The 18,152-nt window shown below is 66.2% G+C and carries 19 protein-coding genes; 10 read left to right on the top strand and 9 right to left on the bottom strand.

Going from position 1 to position 18,152, the window contains the following annotated elements:
- Positions 1–5: 5 nt before the first annotated feature.
- The 5 genes from tssB to ACN9MV_RS10150 form a co-directional block, all read right to left on the bottom strand.
- Positions 6–599, bottom strand: coding sequence for a type VI secretion system contractile sheath small subunit (gene tssB / locus ACN9MV_RS10130; protein ID WP_093058218.1), 594 nt, complete (start codon positions 597–599; stop codon positions 6–8).
- A gap of 481 nt (positions 600–1,080) precedes the next feature.
- Positions 1,081–1,320, bottom strand: coding sequence for a hypothetical protein (locus ACN9MV_RS10135; protein WP_007829428.1), 240 nt, complete (start codon positions 1,318–1,320; stop codon positions 1,081–1,083).
- 163 nt (positions 1,321–1,483) lie between these two features.
- On the bottom strand, positions 1,484–2,626 hold the full coding sequence (locus ACN9MV_RS10140) for a phosphatidate phosphatase App1 family protein (RefSeq protein WP_426392037.1): 1,143 nt from the start codon (positions 2,624–2,626) through the stop codon (positions 1,484–1,486).
- Entirely contained in the window at positions 2,623–3,150 is a 528-nt protein-coding gene (locus tag ACN9MV_RS10145) for a dihydrofolate reductase (RefSeq protein WP_307617202.1), read from the bottom strand. The genes ACN9MV_RS10140 and ACN9MV_RS10145 overlap by 4 nt, the downstream gene beginning before the upstream one ends.
- 5 nt (positions 3,151–3,155) lie before the next feature.
- Positions 3,156–3,995 carry a thymidylate synthase gene (locus tag ACN9MV_RS10150; RefSeq protein WP_426392038.1) on the bottom strand — a complete coding sequence of 280 codons (840 nt, stop codon included), beginning with the start codon at positions 3,993–3,995 and terminating at the stop codon, positions 3,156–3,158.
- Positions 3,996–4,031: 36 nt separating this feature from the next.
- On the opposite strand from ACN9MV_RS10150, the gene nthA reads away from it, so the two are divergent.
- The 4 genes from nthA (at position 4,032) to ACN9MV_RS10170 (ending at position 7,091) form a co-directional block, all read left to right on the top strand.
- The gene (gene nthA, locus ACN9MV_RS10155) at positions 4,032–4,661 is read left to right on the top strand and encodes a nitrile hydratase subunit alpha (RefSeq protein ID WP_426392040.1); all 630 of its coding nucleotides are present in this window, start codon (positions 4,032–4,034) and stop codon (positions 4,659–4,661) included.
- Positions 4,658–5,326 (top strand): nitrile hydratase subunit beta, encoded by a 669-nt coding sequence (gene nthB / locus ACN9MV_RS10160; protein ID WP_426392041.1) that lies wholly within the window; start codon positions 4,658–4,660, stop codon positions 5,324–5,326. Before nthA ends, nthB begins: the two co-directional genes overlap by 4 nt.
- Before the next feature lie 5 nt (positions 5,327–5,331).
- Positions 5,332–5,685 (top strand): nitrile hydratase accessory protein, encoded by a 354-nt coding sequence (locus tag ACN9MV_RS10165; protein ID WP_093058322.1) that lies wholly within the window; start codon positions 5,332–5,334, stop codon positions 5,683–5,685.
- Between the two features lie 218 nt (positions 5,686–5,903).
- The gene (locus ACN9MV_RS10170) at positions 5,904–7,091 is read left to right on the top strand and encodes a glutamate carboxypeptidase (RefSeq protein ID WP_426393158.1); all 1,188 of its coding nucleotides are present in this window, start codon (positions 5,904–5,906) and stop codon (positions 7,089–7,091) included.
- A gap of 4 nt (positions 7,092–7,095) precedes the next feature.
- Here the strand turns inward: ACN9MV_RS10170 and ACN9MV_RS10175 are convergent, their stop codons facing one another.
- Together ACN9MV_RS10175 and ACN9MV_RS10180 are read right to left on the bottom strand one after the other, a co-directional pair.
- Positions 7,096–7,800, bottom strand: a complete 705-nt coding sequence (locus ACN9MV_RS10175) for a glutathione S-transferase N-terminal domain-containing protein (RefSeq protein ID WP_426392042.1) — start codon at positions 7,798–7,800, stop codon at positions 7,096–7,098.
- Positions 7,801–7,896: 96 nt separating this feature from the next.
- Positions 7,897–8,736, bottom strand: a complete 840-nt coding sequence (locus tag ACN9MV_RS10180; RefSeq protein WP_093177944.1) for a phosphate/phosphite/phosphonate ABC transporter substrate-binding protein — start codon at positions 8,734–8,736, stop codon at positions 7,897–7,899.
- Between the two features lie 256 nt (positions 8,737–8,992).
- Between ACN9MV_RS10180 and ACN9MV_RS10185 the strand changes: the two genes are divergently transcribed.
- The 3 genes from ACN9MV_RS10185 (at position 8,993) to ACN9MV_RS10195 (ending at position 12,782) form a co-directional block, all read left to right on the top strand.
- The gene (locus tag ACN9MV_RS10185) at positions 8,993–10,297 is read left to right on the top strand and encodes an MFS transporter (protein WP_426392044.1); all 1,305 of its coding nucleotides are present in this window, start codon (positions 8,993–8,995) and stop codon (positions 10,295–10,297) included.
- 30 nt (positions 10,298–10,327) lie between these two features.
- Complete coding sequence (locus ACN9MV_RS10190; RefSeq protein WP_426392046.1) at positions 10,328–11,743, top strand: FAD-binding oxidoreductase; 1,416 nt, start codon at positions 10,328–10,330, stop codon at positions 11,741–11,743.
- Between the two features lie 76 nt (positions 11,744–11,819).
- Positions 11,820–12,782 (top strand): LysR substrate-binding domain-containing protein, encoded by a 963-nt coding sequence (locus ACN9MV_RS10195; protein ID WP_093058230.1) that lies wholly within the window; start codon positions 11,820–11,822, stop codon positions 12,780–12,782.
- A 16-nt stretch (positions 12,783–12,798) separates the two neighbouring features.
- Here the strand turns inward: ACN9MV_RS10195 and ACN9MV_RS10200 are convergent, their stop codons facing one another.
- Positions 12,799–13,437, bottom strand: coding sequence for a TetR/AcrR family transcriptional regulator (locus tag ACN9MV_RS10200; protein ID WP_426392047.1), 639 nt, complete (start codon positions 13,435–13,437; stop codon positions 12,799–12,801).
- A 241-nt stretch (positions 13,438–13,678) separates the two neighbouring features.
- Here ACN9MV_RS10200 and ACN9MV_RS10205 point away from each other — a divergent pair, with 241 nt between their 5' ends.
- From ACN9MV_RS10205 to ACN9MV_RS10215, 3 genes are read left to right on the top strand one after another with little or no spacing between them, the layout of a single operon-like run.
- A complete protein-coding gene (locus tag ACN9MV_RS10205) occupies positions 13,679–14,482 on the top strand; it encodes an SDR family NAD(P)-dependent oxidoreductase (RefSeq protein WP_426392049.1) in 804 nt (267 codons plus the stop codon).
- Between the two features lie 22 nt (positions 14,483–14,504).
- Positions 14,505–15,641, top strand: a complete 1,137-nt coding sequence (locus ACN9MV_RS10210; RefSeq protein ID WP_426392050.1) for a DUF5938 domain-containing protein — start codon at positions 14,505–14,507, stop codon at positions 15,639–15,641.
- Positions 15,642–15,646: 5 nt separating this feature from the next.
- Positions 15,647–17,200, top strand: a complete 1,554-nt coding sequence (locus ACN9MV_RS10215; RefSeq protein WP_426392051.1) for an AMP-binding protein — start codon at positions 15,647–15,649, stop codon at positions 17,198–17,200.
- On the opposite strand, the gene ACN9MV_RS10220 is transcribed toward ACN9MV_RS10215, so the two are convergent.
- On the bottom strand, positions 17,197–18,006 hold the full coding sequence (locus ACN9MV_RS10220; RefSeq protein ID WP_097199637.1) for a hypothetical protein: 810 nt from the start codon (positions 18,004–18,006) through the stop codon (positions 17,197–17,199). The genes ACN9MV_RS10215 and ACN9MV_RS10220 overlap by 4 nt on opposite strands.
- Positions 18,007–18,152 lie beyond the last annotated feature (146 nt).

Raw genomic sequence — 18,152 nt, forward strand, 5'->3', positions numbered from 1 at the left:
GTTGATCACGCTGCCGGTGCTTCGGCTTCGGGGGACGATTGGGTTTCCGCAGCCGCTTGCGGGGCTGCGGCTGCGGCCGGGGCGGCTTGCGCTGCTGCGCTGCCGGCTTCGGCCCTGGCCTGGCTCTGGACCGTCTTCAGGTCTTCGGTGTTCAGCAGCACGCGCTCGAGCAGGTCGTCGAGTTCGTCGTTGCCGTCGAGCTTGGCGAGCAGGTCGCGCAGTTGCTGGCGGGCTTCGAGCAGCTTGGCCAGGCGGGGCACCTGGTCCACGATGGCTTCGGGGTGGAAGTCGCTGAATTCCTTGAAGTTCAGTTCGATCTTCAGGTTGCCTTCGCCCTTCATGGTGTCGGGCACCGAGAGGTCGAGGCGGGGGGTGATGTTGCCGAGAACTTCATCGAAGTTGTCGCGGTCGATCTCGACGAAGCGGCGCTCCTTGAGCTTCGGCAGCGGCTGTGCGGGCTGGCCCGACAGGTCGGCCAGCAGGCCCACGACCAGCGGCAGCTCTTTCTTTTCGACGGCGTCGCCGATCTCCACGTCATAGGTGATCTGGACGCGCGGCGGACGATTGCGTCCTACCCAGTTTTGCAGGCTATTCGACATTTTTCGCTCTCAGAAAAGGTTGAATTGACAAGAACACACGTTGAAATTTCTCGACGCTCGTCGCCTGGTTGGGGCGGTGCGCGGTCCGTTGCCGTTGCAGTCCCGGCATGCATCAAAGACGGACGGAAGATACAAATCGAGATATTTACTAACAATCCCCAGAATTGGGGAGGGGTCCCACATGCGCTGGACAAACCTCAACAAAAACAAGTGCCTGAGCTTTGTAAAGTTACATAAATGAGGGTTTTGTCACGCAAATAGGCAGCCGATTGCTAGGCAGACGCGCCCGCCGGCGCATCGGACCAAAGTTCAATGACAGGAAGGCGGGGGGCGGTGCTATCGCGCGCGTGCTCTCGCGTGCGCGGGATGGCGCGATGTGTAACCGGAATGGAGGACCCGGGGAACCCGGGTGAGCGCAGCGCGAGGCCGCGTCAATGGCGCGAACGTCGCGGGCTTCGTGCGAAGCCGCGAGGGCGCCTTGCTAGAGCTCGATGAATGCCGAAGTGGCTTTGTTGAGTGCCAGCTTGCCCTTGGCGGTGATCGATTCGACCTGGGCCAACTGGCGGATCGCGCGCGCATCGGGGGCGCGGTCCGAAGGCGGAATGAATGCAGTCACCAACTCTGCCGCACGCAGCACGCGCAGCCTGTCGATGTCAGCCGGCGTGTGAATAACGTATGGCAATTTCTGCTCGGCGATAACCCGTAGAAATTCCATGGACATGAGCCGTCTCCTTTTGGTTGAGGGCGTTTACGGCATTGTGCGCACAAACAATTAGCGTTGTCTAAACCCTGCGCCGCGCATGCCTTTCCTCGGGTGTACCGAAGTGTTCCTTTCGCGCTGCTGGAGCCACGAAGGCGCCAGTTTGTTTCCGGTAACTCGGCGGCTAGTTGAGCGCTTGCACGGGCCACGCCGTGGTGTCCGGCATCACGATGTGCCATCGCACGGGATCGATGCCCTCGAAGGTCGCGCGATAGCGATCGGAGGTGCGGCCTTCGCCCGTCACGTCGCGGATCACGATGCTGTCGATGCGCTGCGGATGCGAGTGAAACGTTTGCGCGTAGATCTCGGGGTCGGCTTCGCCAGAGTCACCCACCAGCACGAAGCGGCGCTGCGGAAATTCGGTGAGCAGCCGGTTGATTACACCGAGCTTGTGCTCGCGCGAATCCTGTTCGCCGGGAATCAGCGTGCGCCACGTGGTGCTTTCGCGCAGATGCATGCTGCCCGCGGGAAAGTCGGCGTTGCGGATGAAATCCGAGAGCGCCGGGTAGAGCTGGATCGGACTCGCCGAAAGGTAGTGAAAGCGCGTGTCGGGCGTCTTCGCCAGCGCGCGATACCAGGCCGCCATGCGTGGCGCGGCCTCGAAGCGGCGCGCGAAAGTGTTGAGCAGCATCTCGCGCCGGTCGCGCACCTGCGTGCGCTTGATGGTGTCGTCGATGTCCGAGATGACCGACACGCCCTGCGCGGGCACGACCAGCGCATGGCCCCTGAAGCGATGCAGCAGCTCACCCGGGCCGGTCACGCCATGGAACTGCACCCACTCCTGCGGTGATGGCGAGGTTGGCAGCAGTGGCGCGCGCGGTGCGTCGATCACGATGCGCAGGTTGCTGCGGCCGTCCTTGCCCGATGGCGGCATCGTCGCGCGTGCGGGGCTGCCGTCGAAGTCGACGTCGATCACCTTGTCTTCTTCCGACTCCGCATGGAACAGCGCGGTGCGCTGGTTGAAGCGCAGGCGCGCGGCGGGCGAGAGCTTCTTCAGGCTCAGGCCGAGGTAGCGTGCGAGGGCAGTGTTGAGCCCCCAGCGATGCTCGCGCTCGAAGATCCACGCGTGGATATCGACTTCGAGTCTGCCGTCGACGGTGGGGCGCGCCGTGCCGGTCATGAAGAGCGCTTCTTCGTCGGGCTCCAGCGGCTCTGCCGCTTGCACTGCCTGCAACGGCGCAAGGCTCGCAAGCAGCGCTGCGCCCACCACCAGCGACCGGCGCCGCAAGTCCGGCACGGGCGAGCGGTGTGAGGCGCTGTCGCTCATTTCTTCGTGGGGGCGACGCGCTCGTAAGTCACGAAGCTGAAGCCCAGGCCTTCCTTGGCGGAGACATGCGATTCGCGTTGTGTCTCGCGCCACGCGGCGGCGTCGAGTTCAGGAGCGTAGGCATCGCCTTCGTAGTCGCGCGCAACCTCGGTCACCACCGCGCGCTGCGCAAGAGGCTCGGCCTCGGCGTAGATCTGTGCGCCGCCGATGACCCACACGGCCTCGGGCTTCGATGAAGTCGATTCGCAAAGCGACAGCGCCTCTTGCAGGCTGCTGGCGCGGAGTGCGCCTTCGGCCTGCCAATCGGCCTGCCGTGTCACCACGATGTTCTGTCGGCCCGGCAGCGGCCGGAAGCGCGGCGGCAGCGAGTCCCAGGTCTTGCGGCCCATGATCACCGGCGCGCCCGCGGTCTGCTGCTTGAAGTGCGCCATGTCCTCCGGGATGTGCCAGGGGATCGTGTTGTTCGCGCCGATCACGCCGTTGGCGGCGCGGGCGAAGATGATGTTGATGCGGGGCTTGTTCATCCCGCTCACACCGCCACGGGCGCCTTGATCGGATCGCCGTGCCGGTAGTCCAGCACTTCGAAGTCTTCGTACTGGTAGTCGAAGATCGACGCCGGCTTGCGCTTGATGTTCAGCGTCGGGTACGGGTACGGCGTGCGGCTCAGTTGCAGCGCGACCTGTTCGGCGTGGTTGCTGTAGATATGGCAGTCGCCGCCGGTCCAGATGAAGTCGCCCACGTCGAGGTCGCACTGCTGCGCCACCATGTGCGTGAGCAGCGCGTAGCTTGCGATGTTGAAGGGCACGCCCAGGAAGATGTCGGCGCTGCGCTGGTAGAGCTGGCAGCTGAGCTTGCCGCGTTCGCCTTCGGCCTGCGGCGGCGCCACGTAGAACTGGAAGAAGGCATGGCAAGGCATCAGCGCCATCTTCGACAGCTCGGCCACGTTCCATGCGCTCACGATGATGCGGCGCGAATCGGGGTTGGTCTTGAGGGTCTTGATGACGTCGGAAATCTGGTCGATGTGGCCGCCATCGGGCGTGGGCCAGCTGCGCCATTGCACGCCGTACACCGGGCCCAGGTCGCCGTCTTCGCGCGCCCATTCGTCCCAGATGGTGACGCCGCGCTCCTTGAGCCAGTTGTTGTTGCTCGATCCGGTCAGGAACCACAGCAGTTCCTGGATGATGGACTTCAGGTGCACCTTCTTCGTGGTGACCAGCGGGAAGCCCTCGTTCAGGTCGAAGCGCATCTGGTGGCCGAACACGCTCTTGGTGCCGGTACCCGTGCGGTCGCTCTTGAAGACACCGTGAGTGTCGACATGGCGCATGAAATCTTCGTACTGGGAGCGGACGGGGCGGGTGGGCGAGGTCATGTTGGGAATTTTACGGGGCGGCGCTAGCATTGGCCGATGACCGGCCATGACCACTCCCACGGACACAGCGAACTCGGCGAGATGGACCTGCGCGTGCGCGCCCTCGAAAGCGTGCTCACGCAAAAAGGCTACATCGACCCCGCCGCACTCGATGCGCTGATCGACACCTACCAGACCCGCGTCGGCCCGCGCAACGGCGCACGCGTGGTGGCACGGGCCTGGGTCGATCCGGCCTTTCGGCAGTGGCTGCTGGCCGACGCCACGGCGGCGATCGCCTCGCTGGGCTACACGGGCCGGCAGGGCGAGCACATGGTGGCGGTGGAGAACACCGACGAGCTGCACCACATGGTGGTCTGCACGCTGTGCAGCTGCTACCCGTGGCCAGTGCTGGGCCTGCCGCCCACCTGGTACAAGAGCGCGCCGTACCGCTCGCGCGTGGTGAAAGACCCGCGCGGCGTGCTTGCCGATTTCGGCACGACGCTGCCCGAGGCCACGCGCATCCGCGTGTGGGACTCGACCGCCGAGGTGCGCTACCTCGTGATTCCGCAGCGCCCCGCCGGAACCGAGAGCCTGGGCGAAGACGAACTCGCCGCGCTGGTCTCGCGCGATTCGATGATCGGCACGCGGCTGGTCGAGTTGCCTGCCGAAGAGGGGAGCGCCGCATGAGCTACGTCACGAAAGCCGACCTCGGCGGCCAGCCGGGTTTCGGCAAGGTGGTGCCGGAGTCCGAGGGCGAACTCTTTCATGCGGCCTGGGAGCCACGCGCCTTGGCGCTCGTGCTGGCCATGGGCGCGACCGGTTCATGGAACATCGATGCGAGCCGCGCCGTGCGCGAGACGCTGCCGGACTATCGCGACCTGAGCTACTACCAGATCTGGCTCAATGCGCTCGAACAGCTGATGCTGCAGCGCGGGCAGGTCTTTCCCGACGAGATCGCGAGTGGAGAAATGCGCCACGCGCCCACGCCCATGGCCCGCGTGCTGCAGGTGGCCAACGTGCCTGCCGTTCTCGCCAAGGGCTCGCCGACCGAGCGACCGGCATCGGCCCCGGCGCGCTTCGCCATGGGCCAGCCGGTGCGCATGCACCACCTCGGCAAGGTCGACCATCACACGCGGCTACCGGGCTATGTGCAGGGCAAGCGCGGCACCATCGTGCACGTACATGGCGCACATGTGTTCGCCGACAGTCATGCGCAGGGGCTCGGCGAGCAGCCGCAGTGGCTCTACACGGTGGAGTTCGATGAAGCCGAGCTTTGGGGCGACGAAGCGCCGCGCCAGAACCTGTCGGTGTCGGTCGATGCGTGGGAAAGCTATCTGGAGGCCACGTCGTGAGCGACATGCCCCTGTCGCCCGGCATGCCGCGCGATGCCGATGGGCCCGTGTTCAATGCACCGTGGGAGGCGCAGGCCTTCGCGATGACGCTGGCGCTGCATGAACGCGGCCTGTTCACCTGGCCGGAATGGGCCGAGGCGCTGGCCGGGCAGATCGCCGCCGCACAGGCCGCAGGCGACCCCGACACCGGCGAGACCTACTACCGCCACTGGCTCGCCGCGCTCGAAGGTCTCGTGGCCCGCAAGGGCGCCAGCTCCGACGACGAACTGGCTCGCTACCGCCACGCCTGGGACCACGCGGCCGACCGCACACCGCATGGCCAGCCGATCGAGTTGCGCGGCGAGGATTTCCCCGGCTAGAGGTGCGTGCCGGTGCGGTGTGCCGCGGCCCGCATCGTGCTTGACCCGTTCTCGAAGCGGGTGATAGCCTGCCGCCGCTTCCCCCGTCCCTCCACAGAAAGCACAGAACGCACAACATGACGATTCATTCGCGCCATCTCTTCCCGGTTCCTTCGGCCTCCACATCAACCCGCCGCTGGGCGCGCACCGCCTGCCACGGCGCCGTACTCGCGTGCGCCATGCTGCTTGCCGGCAACGCCGCGGCCCAGAAGCCGCATCAGGGCGTGCTCGACGCAGCTACGCAAAGCAAGGACGAGGCGGTCAAGATGCTGGAGCGCATGGTCAACATCGACTCGGGCTCGGCCGACACCGCGGGCCTGGAAAAGGTCCGCGAGATAGCCGTGGACGAACTGCGCAAGCTCGGCGCGCGCATCGAGACCTTTCCGGCCGATCCGCACCCCGGCACCAACGTGGTTGCGACGCTGACCGGCCAGGGCAAGAAGAAGATCCTGATCCTCGCGCACATGGACACCGTCTTCAAGGAAGGCACGGCTGCAGCCAAGCCCTTCTACATCAAGGACGGCCGCGCCTACGGCCCCGGCGTGATGGACGACAAGGGCGGCGTGGTGGCCGGCCTGTATGCGCTGAAGATCCTGAAGCAGATCGGCTTCAAGGACTATGGGCAGATCACCTTCCTGCTCGACACCAACGAAGAGGTCGGCTCCGTCGGCACCAGCGCGCTCATCGAGCGCATTGCCAAGCAACATGACGTGGCGCTGAACCTGGAGCCGGGCCGACCGGCTGACGGCCTCGTGGTCGAGCGCAAGGGCTCGGCCACCGCACTCATCGAGGTGAAGGGCGTGGCCGCTCACGCGGGCGTGGCGCCCGAGGCGGGCCGCAACGCGGCGATGGAAGTCGCGCACCAGGTGCTGCAGCTGTCGAAGACGGCAGACGCGGCGAAGAAGACCACGGTCAACTTCACGGTGCTCACGGCCAACGGCCCGACCAACGTGATTCCCGCGACGGCCAGCGCCAAGGGCGACGTGCGCGTGGCCACGCCTGAAGAGTTCGATCGCGTCGAGAAAGACCTGATCCGCATCTCGCAGAACAAGCTCATTCCCGAGACCGAAGTGCGCGTGCGCCTGATCCGTGGCCTGCCCCCGATGCCGCGTTTGCCCGCGTCGGACAAGCTGGTGCGCATGGCCGAAGGCATCTACGGCGAGATCGGCAAGAAGCTCACCATCGAGAGCAGTGGCGGCGCGGCCGACGCGAGCCTGGTGGCGGGCGTCGGCGTGCCGGTGCTCGACGGCTTCGGCATCGTGGGTGGCGGCATCCACACGCCGGAGGAATACGCGGAGGTCGAGAGCGTGGTGCCGCGGCTCTACCTGCTCTCGCGCATGCTGATGGACTTGTCCGCCAGCAACTGACCGCTCAGCCCCGCTTCGGAATGCCCAGCCCCGCCACCACGGCGGGGCGCGCCACGAAGGCATCGAGCGCGCGCGCCACGTTCTTGAAATCCTTGAAGCCCACCAGATCCGCAGCCTCGTAGAAGCCGATCAGGTTGCGGATCCACGGGAAGGTGGCGATGTCGGCGATGGTGTAGCTGTCGCCCATGATCCATGCGCGGTCTGCCAGGTGCTTGTCGAGCACGCCGAGCAGGCGCTTCGATTCGCCCACGTAGCGGTCGCGCGGTCGCTTGTCTTCGTAGTCCTTGCCGGCGAACTTGTTGAAGAAGCCGAGCTGGCCGAACATCGGGCCGATGCCGCCCATCTGGAACATCACCCACTGCAGGGTTTCATAGCGGCCGGCGGCGTCCTGCGGAATGAACTTGCCGGTTTTCTCGGCGAGGTACATGAGGATGGCGCCCGACTCGAACAGCGCCAGCGGTTTGCCGCCGGGGCCGTTGGGGTCGATGATGGCCGGGATCTTGTTGTTCGGGTTGAGCGACAAGAACTCCGGCGACATCTGGTCGTTGGTCTCGAAGCTCACGAGGTGCGGCTCGTAGGGCAGGCCGGTCTCCTCCAGCATGATCGACACCTTCACGCCGTTGGGCGTGGGCAGCGAGTACAGCTGCAGCCGGTCAGGGTGCTGCGCGGGCCATTTCTTCGTGATGGGGAAGCTCGAGAGATCGGTCATGGAGGGAGTCCTTGAGAGGGAGGAAACTGCAAGCGCCGGATTCTGCCCGCGTCGGGCAGATGGCGTGCGCGTGCGGCTTTACCCTCTGCCTGGCCCTCAGATTCCCAGCCAGCTCATCAGCGAGGCCTCGACATCGGCCGAAGGCGCGACGAAGCCGACGTAGCTCGATGCCGCGAGCGCGCGCTTGCCTGCGTCGGTCTGCCCCAGGCTCAGCAGGGCATCGCGCGCCGCGCTCACCGTGGCCGCGTCGAGCTTGCGCGACGCGAGCCATTGCTTGATTGGCACCGCGCGCGATTCCGCGCAGACCTTGCCGCCGCCGTCCTTCCAGGTCTTGACCACGCTGGAGGCCGCCGTCGCGCCATACGCTGCAAAGCCGTTCTGCACGTAGAAGGGCACGGCCTCCTGGAAGCGCGTGTTGGTGACCTTGACCGCCGTCGGTCCCTGCAGGCCCTGCTCGCGCAGCATCGCGCGGGTGATCACCGCAGTGATGGAGTCGGCATCAGGCATGACCAGCTGCTTGCCCGCCACGCTTTTCCAGTCGGAGATCGGCTGCTGCTCCTTGCACAGGAACGACACCTTGTAGTCGGTGTAGCCGGTGGTCCAGGCGAAGGCGCTGTACTGCCCGCTCTTGATGGCGGCGAGCGCCACGTGCGACGGATGCACGAAGGCGAAGTCGACCTGCTGCTGCTTCAGCGCGTCGCGCGCGCCGTTGTACGAGTTGAGCACCTTGACCGTCACTGGCTGCTTGAGCGCCTTGGACAGCACTTCGGCGATGGGCTCGAAGCGGGCGCTGACCTGCGCGTCGGACACGTTGTAGCTCACGCCTTCGCTGACACCGATCACAAAGGCATGCGCCGAGGCGCCAACTGCCAGAAGCAACCCCGCTGTACCGCGAGCGACGGTGTGAAGCGAAGGACGAAGAGTGCGGTGATTCATGGAGGCCTTCTTCCGGTTGATGAGTAATGTTGTAACTAAATTATTACATTCATCGGGGCGGAGGAACAGGGCCCTGACCGCAGGGTTAGCCCTGATGAAACAACACTTCGGCGAACCGGCGGCGTGCGCATCTCGTTCGGAGATACGCGGATCTTCAATCCATATGAATCTTGCGTAGAAACCCGCACCGGCGCGGCGGGGTGCGAACGAGACTATTGGCTGCAACCGGGCCAGAACGAACGAAAGCGACGCACCCATGAGCACCAGCACCATCGCAACGCCGCCCTACAGCGGCCGCTTCGACAGCACCTCCGACGCCGTCTACCGAAAGATCGGATGGCGGCTGATCCCGCTGCTATTCGTTTGCTACATCGTGGCGTACCTCGACCGCGTGAACGTCGGCTTCGCCAAGCTGCAGATGCAGGGCGACCTGCAGTTCAGCGACGCGGTCTACGGGCTGGGCGCGGGCATCTTCTTCATCGGCTACTTCCTGTTCGAGGTGCCGAGTAACGTCGTGCTGCACCGCGTGGGGGCGCGCCGCTGGATCGCGCGGATCATGATCACTTGGGGCCTGCTCTCGGCGGCCACCATGTTCGTGAGTTCGCCGATGTCGTTCTACGTGATCCGCTTCCTGCTCGGCGCGGCCGAGGCGGGCTTCTTCCCCGGCATCATCCTGTACCTCACCTACTGGTATCCGGCCGCGCGGCGCGGCAAGGCCACGTCGCTGTTCCTCGCGGCGATTCCGTTCGCGGGCATCCTCGGCGGCCCGATCTCGGGCTGGATCCTGCAGGGCATGAGCGGTGTCAACGGATGGGCCGGCTGGCAGTGGCTGTTCCTGCTGCAGGGGCTGCCGACCGTGGCGCTGGGCCTGGTCGTGTGGCGCTACCTCGATGACCGCGTGAAGGACGTGCAGTGGCTCACGCCCGCCGAGCGCGAACTCATCGCCCGTGACATCGCAGCCGAAGACGCCGGCAAGGCCGAGCCGCGCATCCTCAGCGTGCTGGGCAATGGTCGCGTGTGGCTGCTGGCGCTGGTGTACTTTGCGTACACCTCGGGGCTGTACGGCATCTCGTTCTGGCTGCCGAGCATCATCAAGGCGATCGGCGTGAAGGGCGCGCTCGACATCGGCCTGCTCAGCGCCATTCCGTGGACCTTCGGTGTGGTCGCGATGTACTTCGTGGCCCGCAGCGCCGACCGCCGGCTCGAGTACCGCTGGCACAGCGCGCTGGCCGCCATCGTCGGCGCCATCGGCCTGGTGCTGAGCGTGGCCTTCCCCGGCAATGCGACGCTCGCGATGGCCGGCCTCACGCTGGCCACGATGGGCATCATGTCGACCTTTCCGGTCTTCTGGGGCATGCCAACGGCCTTTCTCGGCGGTGCCGCGGCGGCCGCGGGCATTGCGCTCATCAACTCCTTCGGCAACCTCTCGGGCTTCAGCGCGCCATTTCTCATCGGGCTCATCAAGGATGCGACGCAGAGCACCGATGCCGGCCTGCACATGCTTGCAGGGCTGCTGGTGACTGGCGCGGTGCTGGTGCTGTTCGTCAAGCCGAAGCGCTGATCCGTTTATCTGCTTCCTTGAAGGAACCCCATGGACACGGTCGTGAGTTCGAACACGCGGCGTTCCCCGTCGCCTGAGCTGGTTGCGCTGCTGCAGCGCAAGTTTGCCGAGCGCTTTTCCACCAGCCCGGCCGTGCTGCTGCAGCACGGCACCGACGAGTCGACCTATCTGCCGCAGCCGCCCGATGCGGTGGTGTTCGTGCGCAGCACCGAAGAGACGGCGTTCGTGGTGCGGGCCTGCGCCCGCGAGCGCGTGCCGGTCATCGGCTTCGGCGTGGGCTCGTCGGTGGAAGGGCACCTGCTGGCCGTCGAGGGTGGCGTGTGCATCGACTTCTCGCAGATGAACAAGGTGCTGGCAATTCGCCCCGGAGACCTCACGGCCACGGTCGAGGCCGGCGTGACGCGCGGGCAGCTGAACGCGGAGTTGATGGGCACCGGCTTTTTCTTCTCGGTCGACCCCGGTGCCAATGCGTCCATCGGCGGCATGATCGCCACGGCCGCTTCCGGCACCAACACCGTTCGCTACGGCACCATGCGCGACAACCTCGTGAGCCTGACGGTGGTCACGGCCAACGGAGACACCACGCACACCGCCTCGCGGGCACGCAAGAGCTCGGCGGGCTACAACCTCACGCAGCTGTACTGCGGCTCCGAAGGCACGCTGGGGCTGATCACCGAGGCCACCGTGCGGTTGCACCCGCACCCCGAGGCGTACGCGGCGGCGGTGGTGCACTTTCCGTCGGTGCGCGCGGCGGTCGACTGCGTGATCGAGTCGATCCAGATGGGCGTTCCCCTGGCGCGCGCCGAGATGCTGGACGCATTGACCATCCGCGCCGTGAACGCGCACAGCCACACCAGCCTGGGCGAGAACCCGACGCTGTTCCTGGAGTTCGGCGCGAGCCAGGCGCAGATCGACGAGCAGGCCGGCATCGTGCGGGAGATTGCGGGCAACCACGGCGGTGGCGCCTTTCAATGGGCCAACCGGCCCGAGGAGCGCACGCGCCTGTGGACGCCGCGCCATCACGCCTACTTTGCCTGCCTGCAGCTGAAGGCGGGCAGCCGCAGCCTGACAACCGACGCGTGCGTGCCGCTGTCCGCGCTCGCGCAGTGCATCGAGGAGACGCAGGCCGACATCGCCGAACATGGCCTGCTGGTGCCGGTGTTCGGCCACGTCGGCGATGGCAACTTCCATTGCCTGGTGCTGGTGGACCCGAACAGCGCAGCGGAGAACGAAGCCGCCGAGGCCTTCAGCCACCGGCTTGTGCAGCGCGCGCTGCGCCATGGCGGCACTTCGACCGGCGAGCATGGCGTGGGGATGCACAAGATGAAGTACCTGGTCGAGGAGCACGGAGAGCACACGGTGGCGTTGATGCGTGCCGTGAAGCAGGCGCTGGACCCGTACAACATCTTCAACCCGGGAAAGGTCGTTGCTCCGGCCGGGGCCTGAGTGCCCGAGCGGAGATGTGCGGCCTAGAATCCCCGGCCTCGCCTGCACCCCGCAGTGCGCGGCCGGAGGCCCTTCGATGGAGCTGCGTCAGTTCAAGTACTTCGTTGCCATCGTGGATTGCGGCAGCCTGTCGCGCGCCGCGCAGCAACTCTTCATTGCACAGTCGGCCTTGAGCAAGCAGATGGCCGAGCTCGAAGCCGAGCTCGGCACCCAGCTGCTGCTTCGCAGCCGCAACGGCGTGGCGATGACCGAGGCAGGCAAGGTCTTCTACGAGTACGCGCAGGGCATCACCAAGCAGGTGAGCGACGCCAAGGCCGCCGTGCACGTCGCGGCCGATTCGGTGGCGGGCTCGGTGGTGGCGGCGCTGCCGCAAAGCGTGTCGCCCATGATCGCGCTGCCGCTGATGCGCGCAGCGGCCCGGCGCTATCCCGACGTGGTGCTGCATCTGAACGAGGAACTCACCGGCAACATGGCCGACCAGCTGCTGCGCGGCCGGGTCGACGTGGCGGTGTTCTCGCCCGCCATGCCGGCGGAGGACATCCGGTTCGTCCCGCTGGTGGAGGAAGACTTCGTGTTCCTCGAATCGCCGCAGAGCCCGCATGCGTTGCCGCCCGGCGACGTGAGCATTGCGCAGGCTACTGCGCGGCCGCTGGTGTGGCCCGCCAATGCGCACGGCCACTGCACGCGTTGGCTGGTCGATGCGGTGCTGGAGCGTGAGGGGCATTCCACGGCGCAGGTGGCCGCGGAGATCAATTCGGTCTACACGCTGAAGGCGGCGGTGGAGGCGGGGCTCGGGCCGACCATCATGCCGTTCGGGCTCGCGCAGCGCGAAGTGCAGGAAGGCCGGCTTGTCGCGCATCGCATCGACTCGCCTTCGATGTTTCGCACGCTCGGGCTGTGCGTGTCGGTGCATCTGCCGACCACGAACGCGAAGCGCGCCGTGTGCACGCTGATCGGCGACGTGGTGCGCGATCTGTGCGAGAGCGGGCAGTGGGCGGGCGCACGTGCCGTCGCGCCGGCGAAAGGGCCAAGGCCCTGACGCCCGGCCCTTCGTTTCAGGCGCGGCGTTTGCGGGCCGGCGCTGCGGCTTTGGCAGGGGCAGCGAACAGGCGCGAGATGGCCTGGCGCACGTCGGCCTGCATGTTGTCGATGGCCTTCGCATCGCCCGACAGGTGCTTCAGCAGCGCCTGCTGGAACAGCCCGTCGAACAGCGCATAGGTGGCCGAGGGCGGCATGCCGGGCGCTTCGCCCGAGAGCTCGGCAAAGCGGCTCATGATGCGCCAGATCATGTCTTCGAGGCTCTTGTCGATCTGCACGACATCGGCGCGGAAGGCTTCTTCGAACAGCGCCTGCGAACGCAGGTCGTACCAGAGGCGATGCACGTGGCCTTCGTCGCACAGCGTGTCGCCAAGGCTTTGCAGGAAGCCCTCCATCAGCTCGTCGTAGGTGGTGGCGCTTTCCACCGCGTGGTCGTAGCGCGTGACGCAGCGCGCCTTGTACTGCTTGACGCTGCAGATGATCAGGTCGACCTTGTCGCTGAAGTAGTAGTGCAGAACGCCGTGAGAGAACTCCGAGTTCTGGGCGATCTCGCGCAGGCTGGTGCGTGCATAGCCCAGTGCTGCCAGCGTTGTCAGCGCGGCTTCGCCCAGTTCGGCGCGCCGTTCCGAGAATTTGTCGACCCGCGTCTTGGGCACTCGTTCAGCGTGTTTCTTTAGCCGTTGATGTGTCGTCATTGAAAGCCGGACCGCACGCATGCCGGCCCCTGTGTTCTTCGTGATTCCAAACCATAGCACGCAAGCGGAAGAACCCGCATCCGGCGTGCCACGCATGTCATTTTACGAAGTTTTGACAATCGTCAAAGAAAAACTTGACACCCGTAAAGTCGATTTCTACGATGACCGCTCCATCTCACAACACATCTACAGGAGACAAGTGATGGCCAAGTTCGACTTGAAAGGGCGCAAGGCCCTGGTGACGGGCGGTGCGCGTGGCATCGGCGCGGGCATTGCCGAAGCGCTGGCGGCGGCCGGCGCCTCCGTGATGATTGGCGACGTGCTCGCCGACCTGGGGCGCGAAACCGCTTCCAGGTTGTCTGCATCTGGAGCGAAGGTGGGCTTCGTGCCGCTCGACGTCACGAAAGACGGCGACTGGGCCTCGGCCACGGAGACCACCGTCAAGGAGCTCGGCGGCTTCGACATCCTCGTCAACAACGCCGGCATCGAGATCACCTCGCTGGTGATCGACGTCGACGGCGACGACCTGCGCCGCATGCTCGACGTGAACGTGGCGGGCACGCTGCTCGGCATGAAGCACGCGTTCCGTGCGATGCGTCCCGGCGGCGGTGCGGGTGGCGGCGGGGCGGTGGTCAACATCGCATCGGTCGCGGCGACCATCGCTTTCCCGGCCATTGCGGGCTACTCGGCGACCAAGTCCGCAGTCGATCGCGCCACGCGCGTCGCGGCCATGGAGTCCGGCAAGCTGGGCTACGGCGTTCGCGTGAACTGCATCTACCCGGGGTTGGTGCCCACCGACATGGGCATGAAGCTCGCCAGCGACATCGTCGCTGCGGGGCTCGCGCCCAGCGTCGAGGCGGCAGTGGGCGACGTGATCGGCCAGACGCCATTGGGCCGTCTCGGCGAAGTCGGCGACATGGCCGACGTGGTGGTCTTCCTCTGCTCCGATGCGGGCCGGTTCATCACCGGCGCCGGAATCGCGGTGGACGGCGGCATGGGCATGTGAGCGCACAAAAAGGAGACACAACATGAGCAGCAGCAAGAAGAAGCCCGTCGTCGTCTACGGCGCCTCCGGCTACACCGGCCGACTGGTGTGCGAATACCTGCGCGAATACAACATCCCCTTCGTTGCCGCGGGTCGCAGCGCGCAGAAGGTCGAAGCGGCGATGAAGTCCAACGTGCCCGGCATCGAGACCGCGAGCTACGAGATAGTGGAGGTGAAGCATTCGGTGGCGGCGCTCACCGAGCTCTTCACCGGTGCCTCGGTGGTGCTCAACACGGTGGGGCCTTTCGCCAAGTTCGGCCCCGAGGTGGTCGAGGCCTGCCTGGCCGCCGGATGCCACTACACCGACACCACAGGAGAGCAAGACTGGCTCATCACGCTCGAACAGAAGTACGGCGCCAAGTTCGCCGCCGCGGGCCTGCTGCTCTCGCCCGGCCTGGCGCAGATGTACACCACCGGCGAGATCGCGGCGCAACTGTGCCTGGAGACGCCCGGGCTCGACACGCTGGACATTGCCGTGTTCTGGGGCGGCAGCCCGACCATCGCGTCCACTCAGACCATCCTGGTCAACGCAGCCACGTCCAAGGCCTACTACCTGGAGCAGAACGAGTACGTGGAGTGGCAACCCGACGCGGGCCTGTACCACCTGTCGATTCCCGGCCAGCATGAGGCAGCGCTGGCGCTGCCCTGGGGCGGCACCTCGCACCCGGTATGGTTCAAGCGCGATCCGCGCGTGGCCAATGTGAAGGTGCTCGGCGGGGTCTTCAACAAGGCGCTGATGCAGGGCGTGCCGCACATCGTGGCAGCCGCGCTCAAGGCCACCGAGGGCATGAACGACGAGGATCGCTATGCCGCCTTGGCCCAGACGGCGGCAGGCGTGATGAACACCATGCCCCCGCGCGAGAACCCGCGCATCAACAAGTCCGTCGATTCGGTGCATGCCTCCGGTCCGCTGGGCCGCATGCACTGCGTGATCTTCGGGAATTGCAACTACAAGCAGACCGGCTTGTTGCAGGCCTATGCGGCGGCCTCGCTGCTGCAGCAGGCGCCGCGCCGCGCCGGCTTCGCCTCGGGTTGCCAGGCCTTCGGGCATCGCGAGCTGCTGGGCGCGCTGCGCAGCTTCGGACTGGTGCAGGAGCCCGTGCTCACCCGGCTGGGCTGACTCCCATGCGCCTGATCGACTACCTGGACAAGGGCGCTTCGCTGGGAGCCGCGGCGCCCTGCCTGCGCATGGGGGCCGTGCTGCTGTCGTACGGCGACGTGCAGCGCTTCAGCTACCGCGTGGCGCGGGCGCTGCAGCGCAGCGGCATCGCCCCGGGCAGCAAGGTGGCGGTGCTGTCGGGCAACGACCCGGTCGCCTTTGCATGCGTCTTCGGGCTGTCGCGCGCCGCGGCCGTGTGGTGTCCGATCAACCCGCGCAACGAGGCTGCCGAGAACCGCTACGTGCTCGACGCCTTCGACTGCAGCTGCCTGATCTTCCACAGCGACTACGCACCGCTGGTCGAGCAGATGCGGGCCGACCTGCCCAAGGTGACGACGCTGGTCTGCCTCGACAAGGCGCAGCCCTTCGCGCCATCGCTCGACCAATGGCTGGGGGATGCCGGCGATGCGCCCATCGATGTGCCGGTGGTCGACGACGTTGCGATGATCGCCGGCACCGGCGGCACCACCGGCCAGCCCAAGGGCGTGATGCTGTCGGGGCGCAACCTCGAGGCGATGTCGGCGCTGACGCTGATGGGCTACCCCTTCGAGGGCCGGCCCGTCTACCTTGCGCTTGCGCCGCTCACGCATGCGGCCGGCGTGCTGTGCCTGCCGGTGATGGCGCTCGGCGGGCAGGTCGTGATCATGCCCAAGCCCGACTTGGGCGAGTTCCTCGGCCTCATCGAAGAACACGGCGTCACCCACACCTTCCTGCCGCCCACGCTGATCTACATGCTGCTGCAGCACCCGCAGCTGGCAGATGCGAAGCTCGATTCGCTGCAATGCTTCTGGTACGGCGCGGCGCCCATGTCGGCCGCGCGGCTCGAAGAGGCGCTGCAGAAGATCGGCCCCGTCATGGCCCAGCTCTTCGGCCAGACAGAGGCGCCGATGATGATCTCGATGATGTCGCCGCGCGACCACTTCAACAATGACGGCACCATCGCACACCAACGCCTGTCATCGGCCGGCCGGCCCGGGCCACTCGTGCAGGTAGGCGTGATGAACGGCGACGGCGCGCTGCTGCCCACGGGCGAGAGCGGCGAGATCGTGGTGCGCGGCTCGCTCGTGATGCTGGGCTACTACAAGGACGCGCGCGCCACCGAAGAGGCCTCGCGCCACGGCTGGCACCACACCGGCGACATCGGCTACCTCGACACAGACGGCTTTCTCTACATCGTGGACCGCGCCAAGGACATGATCATTTCGGGCGGCTTCAACGTCTACTCTGCCGAGGTCGAGCAGGTGCTGATGCAGCACCCCGACGTGCAGGACAGCGCCGTCGTCGGCCTGCCCGACGAGAAGTGGGGCGAGCGCGTGGTGGCAGTGCTGCAACTGCATGCCGGGCGGCAACTGGACGTGGAGGAGATCAAGGCCTTCGTCAAGTCGCGCATCGGCAGCGTGAAGGCACCCAAGCAGATCGAGGTGTGGCTCGACCTGCCGCGCTCCAAGGTGGGCAAGGTGCTGAAGAAGGAAGTGCGCGCAGCGTTGCTGTCGGACGGAGAAGGGCAGAGACGGCCCTAGAAGCGCGCCTTGAGGAAAGCCGAAGGCCCCTGCAGACGGACCTTCAAACGCGAAGAATCGACAAAGCTATTGTTCTCGCGCGTCAGATCGATGTTGGTCACGCCGTAGGCGAGCACCACGCCCACGTTCTTTATCGGAAACCACTCCACGCCGGCGGAGGCGTTGTAGATGTTTCCGTGGAAGCGGCCGCTGCTCTTCCATACGCCCGAGGCGTCGGCGAACAGCCGCAGGTCGGGCGTGATGGCATGGCGCACGCCCAATTCGAGCATGGGCGCCACGGCGCTGCCGCTGGAGCTTTCACTCAACGTGCCGACCTGCCCGTTCACCGCAGCGAGGGCGGTCACGCCGAGCGTCGCGCGGTAGTAGGCCGCGCCGGCGCCCAGGCCGAACACGGTGTTGCCCGAGCCGAGCCACCACTTGTACGAGAGCCTGGCGAAGTCGAGCTTGGTGTTGACGTTGGCGCTGCCGAAGGTGCTCAGCGTGCCGAAACTGCCGAAGGACGTGTTGTTCGCAATGCCGCCCGAATAGTCGCGCTTGTACTGGTAGTAGTCGAACGAGATGCCCTGGCTGTCGCCGAGCAGCACGTCGGCCGTGATGCGCGGCATGGTGAAGCGGCCCGGCTTGATATCGCCCGTTTGCAGCGTGCCATAGGCCGTACCGAACGAGGCGTTGAGCTTCGGGTCCGAGTTGAAAGCGCCAACCGAGAAGCTGAACCGGTCGAGCGCGGGCGAAGGATCGGCGAAGGCAGGCGAGGCGGCGAGCAGGAGCCCGGCGCCCAGCAGCGCACCAGAGTGGCGGAGCGGCATGGAAGAAATCCTTGGTGGCCCGGGGTAAAAAGGAATGTTTCCGGGCATGACTCCCTTGAACGCCGACGAAGGTAGTCGCGCCCGCGCGACTTTCGGATGCGCGGAATGCCGCTGTGCGTGTAGGACTTTCTCGACGGCGCGGCGCT

Origin of the sequence: Variovorax sp. R-27, assembly GCF_049913215.1 — a bacterium.
In the GTDB taxonomy this organism is placed as follows: Bacteria; Pseudomonadota; Gammaproteobacteria; order Burkholderiales; family Burkholderiaceae_C; genus Variovorax.